A 13,149-nucleotide genomic window follows, 5' to 3' on the forward strand; every position below is an offset into this window, starting at 1 on the left:
CTGCATAATAAGGACTAGATTCCAGACTGGAATGACATCATAGGGGCACTGGGATGACAAAAAAAGGAGCACTGAACTTGTCAAGGAATTTTATGGCCTAGCGTCACGCGCTGGAATGACATCATTTACATTTATCACTTTTGCAGATACAATTTACATGCTATAATTGAGTCTTCATAGATGGTAAATTGGAGTGCAAAGAAGTAAAATTAAAGTAGAAATAAAAAGATTATCACACGGAGAAGACTTGTCTCTTCCATGTTATGCAACTACGCAGAGTGCTGGTATGGATCTTTATGCTGCATTGAATGACTCTGCTGTTTTAAATCCACTTGAGAGATTACTTATTCCAACTGGAATTGTGATTGCAATACCAAACGGTTTTGAGGGGCAAGTACGCCCACGTTCTGGTCTTGCTGCAAAACATGGAATCACTGTCTTAAACTCTCCGGGCACTATAGACTCTGATTATCGAGGTGAGGTTAAAATTTGCCTAATTAATCTAAGTAATCAACCATACGAAATAAAAAGAGGAGATAGAATCGCACAAATCCTTATTTCTCCGGTATCTCAGGTAATTTGGGATGACAGAGAAGAGTTCTGCACAGAAGAAACCGGTCGCAATGCAGGGGGCTTTGGCTCAAGTGGTAGGTAACTTACGAAAAAGCTTGACTATGACAATTTTTTTATACACAATTTAAGCATATTAATATTTTATTAAACGAGGTCGTTTATGCTAACTTTTCAAAATCACTGTGGTCAATTTCACAAAACAAATACTGCACTTGTTGCACTTACTTCTTTGTATGTCATAGGCGCAGCAATAGCACTTTCAGCACCATATTGGGTGTCTTCAACTTGCATGCTTACTCCACTTGCAGCTTTTGCAGCTACACCACTTGGAATCGGTATATTAGCAATTGTTGCTGTTGCACTAACTAGTCTAGCAATATACGCTATCAGCAAAAACAATAAAACATCTGAGTTGAAAGCTCCGAAGATTGTTATTAAGGATGGTACAGTAATGTTACAAGTAACAAAAGAAGTGCATGAAGATATAAAAGCAAATAACCAAAACAAGAATGAAAAAGGTGAGGTTATAAAAGATAAATATCGTATAAACTTCAGCTTAGAAGGCAAAAATTACTATGTTACTGGTGAAATTGGTGATGGTAAAGCGGAGTTTGGTGATACTGTATTCTTAGGTATAAATTCACTAGAAGTGAAAAACAAAGAAGGTAAGTTCGAGACAGTAGATAAAACAGAATGGAATAAAACATTAGGTTTAAACAAAAATGAGAATAAAGGAGTTAACACTTATTTAGGCTCGCTTATTGTTGAACAAGTTGCTTCTCAACAACAAGGAAAATAGACAGTATGGCCAAGTGAAGTAAAAGAGGCAGGCTAAGTCTGCCTCTTTATTTTTTAGTGTCAGTTACTCAATGGGAATTGCCTTAAAAAATAAACTTTTATATAGTTGTGAGAAGCTGCTAAGGATTTTTATTTAATTTAACTGCATCTTTTGCCTTATCCAATAACCCATTAATAAAACCAATTTCGCTTGGTTTATCAAGTAAATCAGATGCAATGTTAGTATATTCATTAATGACAACTGGAACTGGCGTATCACAATTAGCTAACTCACATATTGCAACACGCAAAATAGATAAGCTTATAAGATTTAACCGTGAAAGGGACCAACTTGGGTGTAAATAAGACTCTATTATTTTATCATATTCTTCACTGCTTTTTATAACCTTATATAACAAGTTTTCTAAGAACTGATGTTCAAATTCTTCACATTCAAATATATCTTTCAACTTATTTATGTAGTCCTTAAGCTCACAATTTCCCAGTTTAAAAGTGCTTTTGTTGTAACCTACGAAAATATTTGAATAAGCAATTTGTACAGCAAGAAATCTTGCCGTGCTTCTTTTTATGCGCCACTTTTTATCTACTGGTTTTTCCTCCATTATTTTAATTTATTGTGTAAATCTATCATATGCAAAACAGTTGAGGCTGCATGGCCACCAACGTTCTTTTTGTTTTTATCAGCTCTAACTAGTGCTTTATCTTTGCTGTCAGCGGTAATTACGCCCATACCAAGGGGCATTGCATAATGCATAACAACTGCATTTAAGCCTTCAATTACTCCTTTACAAACATATTGATAATGATCGGTTTCACCGCGAATTACGCACCCAAGAGCTAAATAACCATCATAATTAGTATGCCCACTCTTGACTGCAAAAAGAATTGTAGCTGGTATCTCAAATGTACCAGGAACCTCAACTACATCGTAACTGGCATTACTGCCTTTTAATTTATCAATTGCACCTTCAAGCAAAAGGTTCGCTATTTCAGTATAATAAATCGAATTAACTATTAGTATTCTCGACATTTACTACCACTTTTTTTGTTAAAAACAACTTTATTAATGATTGTTGAATTAGAGTTATAATATTACTAAATATCCAATATATTACCAGGCCGGCAGGAAAAGAGGAAAAAATAAAGACAGAAATGTAAGGTAAAAACTTCATAACATTTACTTGAATATCATCTTTACTGGTTTGATCTTTCTCACTTAGCTTCTGCTGAATTATCATGGTGGCACCGAAAATTATAGGTAAAATGCCTATAGAAATAGGAAAGTTATAATTAAACAACCCAAATAATGTAAAGATGTTCGTTGGGTCAGGAGCTGAAAGATCCTTAATCCATAAAAAAAAAGGAGCATGCCTCATCTCTATAGTAACAAATAATACTTTATATAGAGCAAAAAATACCGGTATTTGTATTAGCATGGGAAAAATGCTCGACATTGGATTTACGTTGTTTCTCTTAAACAATGCAATTGTCTCTTTATGCTGCTTTAAGCTGTCATTTTTATACAACTCTTTTACACGAGTTAGCTCAGGCTGCAAGCTTTTCACCTTGAACATTGAAACATATGATCTATTAGATAAGGGAAGCATCAAAAGTTTGATTACTAAAGTCAGCAATAATATTGCTAAGCCAAAATTCTTTAAAACGAAGTTAAAGTATTCAAGCAGTAAAAACACTGGTTTAGTTATAAAGTAAAGAACACCAAAATCTACAGCTTTATCAAACAAAGGTATATTGAGAGTATCCTTATAAGAATCCAGTAAATTCAACTTTTTTGCTCCAGCAAAAAAATAATTCACATTAGAAGTGCTTGCACCAGGAAGTATACTCTTATAAGACTTAACAAAATCTACTTGAAATTTATCAATATCATTAGCGTTAGTATGTTTAATGCTTACATTTATTTTATCAGATTTTTCAGGTATGATGGCTGTGAGCCAGTATTTATCAGCAAAACCAAACCAATTTTTTTCACTTGTATTTGCTTTTATTAAATGTTTCTTGGAGATATCCTTATACGTCCACTCCTCCAGTTTATTATCAAATGCACCCAGTACTCCTTCATGGGATATCCAATAAGATTCGTTGATATTGTCACGTTTACGGTTAATTTTACCATAAGGAACCAAAACTACATTATCTTTTGTGTTATTTTCAACAATCTGCTCAATTTTAAACATGTAGTTATCGTCAAGGCTAATTTTCATTTTAAACACAATGCCATTTTCATTATCCCAAAATAAATTGACCTCTTTTTGATTGAGTTTCTCTGCTTGCCAAACTGCCTTAGAATCTGGAACTTTAATCTTGTTATTCGGATCGAGCCACCCAAATTCTGCGAAATATACATCTTTTGATTCTGCAGGTGACAGTAACACCACTTGTGGAGAAGAAGAATTCGGTTCTAAGTGGTAATTAGTTAAAATTAAGTCATCAAACCTTGCACCTTTCAGAGAAATTGATCCTTTAATCATGTTATTGGTTAAACTAACCCTCTGTTCTCGAGTAGAATTAATAATTTCAGAACGATTTTGGTATATTATAGGAGCAAGGTCGTTAAAAGATTCGATATGTTCAATATTTTCAATCAATGGCTGGTTTTGGTTTGTACTAAAAAAATTATCATAAATAATACGCCAAGACACCATGATTAACATGGAAAGGATAGCTGCCAAAATTAAACTTTTTGCTTCTGACATGAAATTAAATCAAACATATCTTCTTAAAGTGTATACTAAATATTGTACTAAAACAATGAAATTTACTTATTTTTAATAATAACTTTTAACGCTAATCTTTAAAATTTATTTTAATAGCTTCAAATTTTAACAATATGAACGCGGTAAAAAATCTAGTTATTTGGTTACTAATAATAGCCACTACTGCAATGCTTATTGATTCACAAAGGGACAAATTAAGCGACAGATTTCTCAGTACTTTTTTACCATATAAAGGAAGAATTCAAAATAGTGGAAGTATCGAATTTACGAAATCATACGATGGACACTTTTATATTCAGGCTCAAGTCAATGATAGCAATATAACGTTTTTGCTTGATACTGGAGCAACCGATATTGTTCTATCACAAAAAGACGCATTACATGCTGGTATTAACTTACAAAACGTTCAGGATTTTAAAATATATGAAACTGCGAAAGGTCAAATAAAAGCTGGAGTGGTCCAAATACCTCAAGTTAAAATAGGAAATTTTTTGATTAATGATGTACAGGCAAGCGTTAACACTCATTCTATGTCTCATTCACTACTTGGAATGAGCTTTTTAAGGTATTTTCATTTCACTATAAGAGATAATAAGTTGATATTATACCGCGACTAAACACTTCTACAATCTACTTATCAAAGCTCTGTAGGTCAATATAGGAGCAGAAATAAATATTGCAGAACAAGTGCCAATCAAAATACCAAAAAAAATGATCAAGCTGAAGTCTCTCACTGCATCTGTGCAGATTAATACCAAAGGAAGAGCAGCAAGAAGGGTTGTACCAGAAGTTAATATAGTGCGAAATAATGTAGTGTTGATACTTGCATCTACTACCTCACTCATCCGCCCACTTTTACCACTCCTGCGATACTCTCGAATCCGATCATATATAATTACTGAGTTATTGATTGAATAACCAATGACAGTAAGGAGAGCTGCAACTGATGAAATATTAAACTCAATGCCAGTTAGGCTAATAAAACCAACAGTTAAAATCACGTCATGAATCAGTGCTGTTATTCCACTGAATCCACATTGCCAATTAAATCTAAACCAAACGTAAAAAAATATTCCAACAATCGCGATCAACGTGGATAACATTCCTTCAAATATTTGTGTTGAGCTTATTTGTGGGCCAACATAGTCTATTTTACGATAGCTTATTGAGCTCCCCAGCTTTTCTTCTAGTATGCTTTTTATCTTTTTGATTTTATCTTCATCTCCTTCATCTTTAAAACGCATGACTAAATTATCACCCGCTTTTGAACTTTGCACTGTAAAACCATTTTCTTTTAATGCATCGAGAATAGAGTGATTCTCATCTGAAGATTTTATCTCTATCAAAATCCCGCCTGCAAAGTCTATGCCTAAGTTCACTCCACGCAGCACAACAGTGAATATTGAAAAGATGATAAGAACAATGCTAATTAATGCAGTCAAATCCCTATATTTACTAAACTTGATATCGAGGTTATCTGGAATGAGTCTAAGTGCCATCTTCTTTAATTAAAGTAATAATTTGAATTCTATATACTTTTCAAAAAGTTCACTAGTTTATTTTGTGATTGTTTGACTATGTAAATTTTTCTGTCAGTTATTCTTGTCTGTCAATTAAGTTCTATCTAGTGCAAACTTTGCAATTTTGAAGTACATTACAAGAGCAAAATACTGCCAATTTGGCCCATCATTTTATCTCTGCAAGCTTATCCCCCCCTTGCTATGTTAGCAACGCAACCTAAGCTAGGTTCCTTCATAGCAGTGTTAGGTACACTGCCATATCTTTCAAAACTTTCATGCTCTATAGCTTCCTCAACACTTTTTCCTCCTAAAAGACAGTTTTCCCCTAAACTTTTTCCCCTATTTTTTAACTCATTAAACCTTGCTCTGTTTTCCCCATCAATCTCCACTTTTATTTTATTGCTGCCTTTCTCACTAGGACTTAGATAAATACTTATCTCTCCTACCTCAGTAGTAAAAGACATTTCAATACCACCTTTTGAGACATCCATGTAATTTCTTTTTCCCCCTATTTCTTCTACATTTTCAACTCTTACTATACTTTCTCCAATTTTGAGTATGCCAACTCTTAAATTTAAGTCTTTGGCTTTTTCATTGTTTAGGATTTCTGCAACTTCAACAATACTATCTTGCGAGTACTCTATACAAAAATATCTATTATCCTTGTCTACTCCTAATACATTTTGAGTCTGCTTGCTTTTGTTTACAATACTTTCATATGCTAAACCTTTTAGCTTGCTTTCAATTTCCTTACATTTCTCAGAAAGACCATCATCAAATCCATTACAAGTAACTATCTGCTCAAACTCATTCCCATCGAAAAAATTATGGCGTTTTACTTTCCCACCTTCTAACAATAAATTACTAACAATAAATTACTAACAATGCTTTTGATAATGTCCTCTTCGGACACTTCATTTTTTTTGTTACAGTTTTGACCTTTACTTTCTTTGTTACAGTTTTTATCTTTACTTTGATAGGGAAAGTTATCAAATACAAAAGTGTTACTTCTGTTACTTATATGACTACCACTAGTAAGATCTTTTATTTCTTCAAATACTGTATTTGTTACAGTTTTGTTACAACAACTACATTTTAAATTTAACATTACTTCTTTTTCTAAGTATTTAGCTACTATGCACTTAATACTTTCTGGAGTATTTTTTATATCTTTTTGTTCATTTTGTTCTGTTATACCTCTCACCTCCCCACAGCATTTATCAATCAGATCCTGTTTACTTTGAGTTAACGACATTTTTAGTTTCATAAAAAGTGAGTCTTTTAGAAAAGGATTATCATCTTCTAGGTCCCGATCATTTTCTGAATCCAAATCATCTGTTAACTCCATTGAATCAAGATTACCTGAACTATAGTACGAACCCTTTTTTGAGTCCGAACTATCTTCTGAGTTCCCATCACTATCTGACCAATTGTCAACTTTCGGAAATTCTGAGCTTTTCTGTTCACCTTCAAAAGTCTGATTACTACCGTCAGCGCCCTTTGTCAAATTTTCTTTACTTTCACAAGAACCATCTAAACCATAGCCCTCATTCCCTTTTGGATCTGGATCATCTGGATTACAATCAGAAGTTATTTCTGTATCTTCAGAAATCTGTTGATTATCACTTTCACCTAACAAACCACCATTTGTTGGATTACATACATTTTCTGTATATTTTTGATTATTTTGTGCTTCTATTTTCTCCTTTTCGTACAACAGTTTAAACTGATCCTCATCGTCAGAATTGTGACCTGAATCACAAATTACATGATCATTGCAGGTAGAATTATGCTCTTGACTAATCAAGGAAAGCTGAATTAGATTGCTAAAAACAATATTATCTAGCTGTACTGAATCAGTACTTTCAAAAATTTGTGGATTATTACTTCCGTTTGGCAAATTACCTGATAAACCAGTCTGATGATTATTTTCACCTACCCAACCATCAGTTGGTGTTGGAATGCATATTCCTGTATATCTTTGGCTATCAAGAGAATCATTAGTTAATTGTACTGCTGTATAAGTTGTCCGGTAATCCTCATCATCGGAACTAATACCTGAATCATGGCCATCACCTTCTTCAATCTTTTGAGTTTCTATATCGTGTTCATTTATTTCGCTCGACGAATCATAGTTGGAAGGGTTATACTGTTGATTAGGACGTTTAAAAATTTGACGCCAATCGCTGTAAGGCTCCTTAAAATCGAAAGGAGTGCGTATAACTTTTTCCTTGCCTGATACCCCACCATTCATATTGTATAACCATTACTCACTAATCCCTTAGTGAATATCGTAATATATAGGTCTGTCAATAAAAAAATATAACTTTCTTTGGTTCTAACCTTTGCAAATCAGTATCTATAGCTCGGTAATTTCTCATACGTTGCACTCTGGACCTAGGAGCGTTGTTAATAAATCCACGACAGCTAGACAATCCTTGCTCGTCCACTAAAAGGAAAAGCAGCAAGGAGCGAACCAAAAGCGATAAGAAAGGATCCAAACCAGATTATAGACATTCCAGGTTTATAGTGCACTTTAGCTGCAATTTTGCTCTTACTCTTATCAATTTCTCCAATTACAACATAAATATCAGAAAATAAATTGTGGTAGATACTGCTTTCAACATTTTTCTGACCTTCCACAAGGTAAAATCTATATTCAGGGGTTATCTCACCTAATATCTTATTATTCAGCAAATTCCTGATATCCATTGTACCCCTCACTGCATGGAAATTTTTTTCTTTTATTAGCTCAATATTTCGTAAAGTAACTTTAAACTTATTGACTGTTATGCTATCCCCTATTTTTAAGTAATTTTCTTTTTTCTCCTGCCAACCAACCGAATATGCTATACCAAGCACTAGAATTGCCACTCCAGCATGAGCTGCCATCATTGCATAGTAGGATTTAGAAACTTTTTTTGCTAATAAAATTGATTCGCTCTTAAATAAACGAATTCTTTTACTGTATGCTTCTAAAACAAAGATTAATAATGCTATGGAGATAGTAATTGATAGCACAATTATTAGCTCCATGTGAAAGATAAACGGCAAAATAGCTGCAGCACTGCAGAATGAAAATCTATATTCGCGGAATATTGGCAATAGACTATTTCCCTGCCAACTGCAGTATTGCCCAATTATCGTGAGGGCTAGAATAGCCAGTGCAATAGGATTAAATAAAGAATTGTAATATGGTGCTCCAACTGAAATTAATTCACCGGTTAAATATTCGAGCACTGTAGGGTATAAAGTGCCAACGAACACAATGAAAAAGGCAGTGATGAATAATAAATTGTTCATCAGCATCATCGTAAGGCGTGAAAAGAGTCTTCTACCCTCTGTCACTTGAGTAGCAAGTTTCTTTTCAGATTCCAGTGTCACGCACTGGAATGACATTGCAGATGTGTGATTTTTTCTCGTAAACACTACAAATATTACTAAGCTACTGACTGTAATTACACCAAGTAGCGCTAATATATACAGTCCATACCTTGGGTCATCTGCAAACGTGTGCACTGAGGTGAGTATTCCTGAGCGGACTAGAAATGTTCCAGTCACACTCAATATAAAAGTTGTAAGCGTAAGTAAAATAGCAAAGTTCTTTAAAACATTGAAATTCCGTACCAAGAGCAACAAATGTGTCAGCGCTACTGCAATTAGCCACGGCATCAAAGAAACGTTTTCCACTGGATCCCAAAACCAAAATCCACCCCACCCAAGTTCGCGATATGCCCACCAGCTACCCAAGCTGATGCCCAAAGTGAGCAGCGACCAAGAAATAAGTACCCAAGGCCTGACAATTTTAGCCCAAACATTTCCTTCAACTTTTGCAATTAATCCAGCTATAGAGAGCGAAAAAGAAACGCTAAACCCAAGGTACCCCAAATATAATATCGGTGGATGAATAGCAAGGCCTATATCTTGCAATATCGGATTAAAACCCAGTCCATCTGTTTCAATGCCTGGCATTTTAGTGAAGGGGCTGGATTCAAGTAAAGTGAACAGTAAAAAACAAAAGCAAATCAAGCCTTGGGTGATCAAGGATACTTTCTTCAATTTACTGCCGTTATCAATAAAAATACCCATCAGAAATAGGTAAAAGGTAAGCACTAAGGTCCAAAGCAACATAGATCCTTCTTTATTTCCCCAAACACCACAAATCTTGTAGATCAAAGGTTTTGTTGTGTGTGAGTGGTAGTATACGTTTTCGAGTGAGAAATCATTTGTAATGTGGCAGTAGATCAAAATAGCCATTGATGTTGATACACAAAAAAATATGGCAGTGGTAATAAACCGACAAGAACTAAGCGGTAAAAACAAATATGTCAAAGACAATAAGCAGGCTAGCAATAGCAATATATTCCCAAGTTCGGGCATAAAAAATTATAGTTTTTATATAAACAATATTACTGATGACAAGTAAGAAGTCAAAGTGTTAATTGACACTTGCTATTGATGCTATAGCTAAAGTGGCTTAGGTTTACCTACAATTTGAAAAACAACAAATTCGTCATTCCGCTACTCGTTAGCGGAATCTATACCGCGAATGAATCGCGGTATGACGTAGGGAAATCTTTCTTGGGTCAGCTATAGCATAATGCTCCCATAGTTAGCTGTGCTAGTATTAGTTAAAAATTAAATATTAAATCTTTATACTTTTATAGATAGCGTTAATATTGAGGTAACATTGTGGGTACAACTAAGATTAGTAAATTTCCATTCAATATAAAAGGTAAAGTGGCAAAACAACATGCCGAACCAATAATCGAAAAAAATCTCTATACTATTTTAGGATTCAAAGATATAGAAGATTTTGAAAATAAGACAAGTAAGCTTGTTAATAAAAAAGTTTGGCAATCATTTGTTGACTGCTTTGCAAAAGAAATAGATTATGCAGCAACCGAAAAAGTTGTAAAAAGCATCGTTTGTAACATTGCAAAGAGTGATCGCGGTGATGCTTTTACCAAAGCTGAACGTCTAATATTAAATGAAAAACAAGGTGATAAAAAGAGAGAAAAAGCGATTAGAGAAGCTATTAGTATTTTGAGAAAAATCAATCCAGAAAAAGCCTTTAATGAACTTTCAGTAATAAAAAAACAAGCTGAAGATTTTTTACAAACCGATTTTTATAAAGCTCAGAGTAAACCACTTCAAGGATTTGCTCCATCTGGTGGACAGCTCTTTGCGGAAGTTCTAAAATATATAGAAACACTAGAAAAATTAGCTGAAGTTAAAAAGGAAGAGCTAGTTAAAGATTTCTTGTTAAATCATGTTAGTTCATTGAATAAAAAGTATCCTAAATCACAAGGTAAAAGGGAAGATGCTATAACAATACTATCAAGTGATGAGTTGAAGAATTTTTACAATAAAGGTGTAAAAGAAGGAATATTACAACCAATGGTATCTTACAAAGGATGCAGAAACCTGTATGACAAAATGAACCAGATAAAAAATGAATCCAAAAGTATAATTAAAAGAGAAGAACGGGAAGAAAATTTAAAGAAAATAGATAAGTCGATAATCAGCGCAATTAATGACATAAAAAAACATAGAGAAGCAATCCTTAACTGTAAAGACTTTCAAAATTCTTACATAAAAGAGAAAAAAGAACATCCATTTAGAGGCAACGCATGTCAAAAAATGATTGACATATATCAAGAGAGAATTGTTGGATATCAGGAGAAAATTCGTCAAAACTTAAACCAAATAAAAGCGATATTAAAAAGTGCGCCGCAAGAAATGGATGATGTGGAAGAATTAGAGGAAATAATCGATGGTATACATGAAGCAAAACAGTTCGATGAAGATTTTGATTCAGCTTTAATTTGTTTATCGAACATGCAGAATGAGCTAGATATTCAACTGGAAAATCCTCCAACAGAGCTAAGAGTTTCACACATTAACGTTAAAACTGAGCTAACTAGGTTATAAGGGCGGGGTTTTTGGGATAATTTTAATTCAAGACAGCTCTTAGTCTGTGTTTTAATTTGGTTGTGTTTTATTAAAAAAACTTTAGATTTATTGCATAATCGATACTCAAATATAATGACACAGACTTGGAATTTGTTACAAAAAGGGCAAAAGGAAGGCTATAAAATTGCGTATACTAATGCTCGTATTATCGACCCGGAAACTAAACTTGATATAAAAGGTTCGCTATTGACTGAAGGGGATAAAATTGTTGATTTTGGCGAATCATTATTTTCAACAAGTGGGGTCGATGAAACAATAGACTGTAAAGGGCTTGTTCTAATGCCAGGCCTTATTGACATTCACGTACATTTTCGTGAACCAGGGCAGGAACATAAAGAAACTATATATACAGGTAGCAAATCTGCAGCTGCAGGAGGCGTTACAACTGTAGTTTGTCAGCCAAACACTATTCCAGCAATTGATAGCGTTGTTTTGGCTAAATATTTGAAATATAGAGCACTTGAAACTTCACATGTAAACGTTGAATTTTACGCTAAAATCACCACTTCGGAAGAAAAGTTGACTGAAATGGCACTTTTAAAGGAAGCAGGTGCGGTTGGGTTCACTGATGATGGCATGCCAGTTATGAACCCAATGATTATGAGACAGGCGCTGCTTTATTCAAGTATGCTGGGTGTTCCTATTGCTCAACATGCAGAAGATTTAAATTTATCAGCAGGTGGTGCAATCAACGAAGGTAAAATTTCTGAAGAATTGGGAGTAAAGGGGATCTTAAGTGCGTCAGAATCGGTTATGGTAAGTCGCGATATACTGCTCATGAAAGATATGGAGAATGTGCACTACCATATTCTACATGTCTCTTCAAAAGATTCACTTGATGCTATTAAACGTGCAAAAGATTTGGGATTAAATGTTACGTGCGAAGTAACCCCTCATCACTTCACTTTGACTGAAGATATAGTAAAACAACATGGGGCAATTGCAAAAATGAACCCGCCACTTCGCACTGAAGAAGATCGTTTAGCTATGGTTGAAGGTTTAAAGACAGGTGTGATTGATTGCATTGCAACCGATCATGCTCCGCATGATCGTAGTTCTAAAGATCTGCCACTTGAAAATGCTGCATTTGGTATTGTTGGCCTTGAAACAATGCTGCCCCTTTCACTTGAACTCTATCACAGTGGGCAAATGGGTCTACTTGATGTGCTCGCAAAATTGACATATAAGCCTGCAGATATAATACACATACCACGTGGTCGTATACAAAAAAACCTTGCTGCAGACTTAATTTTAGTTGACCTCAATCATGAATGGGAAATTAAAACTGACAACTTTGCTAGTAAATCAAAGAATTCTCCTTTCGATGGTCGCAAAGTAAAAGGACACGTAGTACGTACTGTTGTGTCCGGCAAAACTATATACTCGCAGAAGAGTTAGTTATCATATCTTATCTATTCCAATTTGTTATCACCAGAATGGGCTAAGTGCACCTAAATTTAAATTAAGAAATCTTACACTGTCTCCGAATAAACACATCCTCTTATCTTTCCCTAATCTGTAAAGTTATTTTGTCTATCAATCTG

At 34.3% G+C, this 13,149-nt stretch carries 12 protein-coding genes; 5 read left to right on the plus strand and 7 right to left on the minus strand.

The genetic code is table 11. The annotated features are described in order from the left end of the window. The first annotated feature begins 193 nt into the window (after positions 1-193). Entirely contained in the window at positions 194-655 is a 462-nt protein-coding gene (dut, locus tag WHA_RS00930) for a dUTP diphosphatase (RefSeq protein ID WP_015588870.1), read from the plus strand. 78 nt (positions 656-733) lie between these two features. Further along, complete coding sequence (locus WHA_RS00935; protein ID WP_015588871.1) at positions 734-1,372, plus strand: hypothetical protein; 639 nt, start codon at positions 734-736, stop codon at positions 1,370-1,372. 118 nt (positions 1,373-1,490) lie between these two features. On the opposite strand, the gene nusB is transcribed toward WHA_RS00935, so the two are convergent. Genes nusB through yidC form a run of 3 tightly spaced genes read right to left on the minus strand, consistent with a single transcriptional unit; the run spans position 1,491 to position 4,088 of the window. After that, positions 1,491-1,973 (minus strand): transcription antitermination factor NusB, encoded by a 483-nt coding sequence (nusB, locus tag WHA_RS00940; protein WP_015588872.1) that lies wholly within the window; start codon positions 1,971-1,973, stop codon positions 1,491-1,493. Then, positions 1,973-2,401, minus strand: coding sequence for a 6,7-dimethyl-8-ribityllumazine synthase (locus WHA_RS00945; RefSeq protein WP_015588873.1), 429 nt, complete (start codon positions 2,399-2,401; stop codon positions 1,973-1,975). Before WHA_RS00945 ends, nusB begins: the two co-directional genes overlap by 1 nt. Further along, entirely contained in the window at positions 2,379-4,088 is a 1,710-nt protein-coding gene (gene yidC / locus WHA_RS00950) for a membrane protein insertase YidC (RefSeq protein ID WP_015588874.1), read from the minus strand. Before yidC ends, WHA_RS00945 begins: the two co-directional genes overlap by 23 nt. 134 nt (positions 4,089-4,222) lie before the next feature. On the opposite strand from yidC, the gene WHA_RS00955 reads away from it, so the two are divergent. Further along, positions 4,223-4,726 (plus strand): TIGR02281 family clan AA aspartic protease, encoded by a 504-nt coding sequence (locus WHA_RS00955; protein WP_015588875.1) that lies wholly within the window; start codon positions 4,223-4,225, stop codon positions 4,724-4,726. 6 nt (positions 4,727-4,732) lie between these two features. Here the strand turns inward: WHA_RS00955 and secF are convergent, their stop codons facing one another. The 4 genes from secF to WHA_RS00975 form a co-directional block, all read right to left on the minus strand. Continuing rightward, positions 4,733-5,608: a protein translocase subunit SecF gene (secF, locus tag WHA_RS00960; protein ID WP_015588876.1), complete on the minus strand. Its 876-nt coding sequence runs from the start codon at positions 5,606-5,608 to the stop codon at positions 4,733-4,735. A gap of 206 nt (positions 5,609-5,814) precedes the next feature. Beyond that, a complete protein-coding gene (locus tag WHA_RS07325; RefSeq protein ID WP_051062197.1) occupies positions 5,815-6,486 on the minus strand; it encodes a hypothetical protein in 672 nt (223 codons plus the stop codon). Further along, positions 6,480-7,883, minus strand: a complete 1,404-nt coding sequence (locus WHA_RS06995) for a hypothetical protein (protein WP_051062198.1) — start codon at positions 7,881-7,883, stop codon at positions 6,480-6,482. Before WHA_RS06995 ends, WHA_RS07325 begins: the two co-directional genes overlap by 7 nt. Before the next feature lie 173 nt (positions 7,884-8,056). Beyond that, complete coding sequence (locus WHA_RS00975) at positions 8,057-10,009, minus strand: heme lyase CcmF/NrfE family subunit (RefSeq protein ID WP_015588877.1); 1,953 nt, start codon at positions 10,007-10,009, stop codon at positions 8,057-8,059. 312 nt (positions 10,010-10,321) lie between these two features. Between WHA_RS00975 and WHA_RS00980 the strand changes: the two genes are divergently transcribed. Beyond that, positions 10,322-11,563: a hypothetical protein gene (locus WHA_RS00980; protein ID WP_015588878.1), complete on the plus strand. Its 1,242-nt coding sequence runs from the start codon at positions 10,322-10,324 to the stop codon at positions 11,561-11,563. A gap of 114 nt (positions 11,564-11,677) precedes the next feature. Then, the gene (locus tag WHA_RS00985) at positions 11,678-13,003 is read left to right on the plus strand and encodes a dihydroorotase (RefSeq protein WP_015588879.1); all 1,326 of its coding nucleotides are present in this window, start codon (positions 11,678-11,680) and stop codon (positions 13,001-13,003) included. Positions 13,004-13,149: the final 146 nt, after the last annotated feature.

It is taken from the genome of Wolbachia endosymbiont of Drosophila simulans wHa (assembly GCF_000376605.1).
GTDB lineage: Bacteria > Pseudomonadota > Alphaproteobacteria > Rickettsiales > Anaplasmataceae > Wolbachia > Wolbachia pipientis.

Bases quoted from the DNA above. Each gene is read 5' to 3' on its own strand.
- WHA_RS00955 (WP_015588875.1), top strand. From the start codon at position 4,223: ATGAACGCGGTAAAAAATCTAGTTATTTGGTTACTAATAATAGCCACT.
- WHA_RS00945 (WP_015588873.1), bottom strand. From the start codon at position 2,401: ATGTCGAGAATACTAATAGTTAATTCGATTTATTATACTGAAATAGCG.
- yidC (WP_015588874.1), bottom strand. From the start codon at position 4,088: ATGTCAGAAGCAAAAAGTTTAATTTTGGCAGCTATCCTTTCCATGTTA.
- WHA_RS00935 (WP_015588871.1), top strand. From the start codon at position 734: ATGCTAACTTTTCAAAATCACTGTGGTCAATTTCACAAAACAAATACT.
- WHA_RS00985 (WP_015588879.1), top strand. From the start codon at position 11,678: ATGACACAGACTTGGAATTTGTTACAAAAAGGGCAAAAGGAAGGCTAT.
- secF (WP_015588876.1), bottom strand. From the start codon at position 5,608: ATGGCACTTAGACTCATTCCAGATAACCTCGATATCAAGTTTAGTAAA.
- nusB (WP_015588872.1), bottom strand. From the start codon at position 1,973: ATGGAGGAAAAACCAGTAGATAAAAAGTGGCGCATAAAAAGAAGCACG.
- WHA_RS00975 (WP_015588877.1), bottom strand. From the start codon at position 10,009: ATGCCCGAACTTGGGAATATATTGCTATTGCTAGCCTGCTTATTGTCT.
- WHA_RS06995 (WP_051062198.1), bottom strand. From the start codon at position 7,883: ATGAATGGTGGGGTATCAGGCAAGGAAAAAGTTATACGCACTCCTTTC.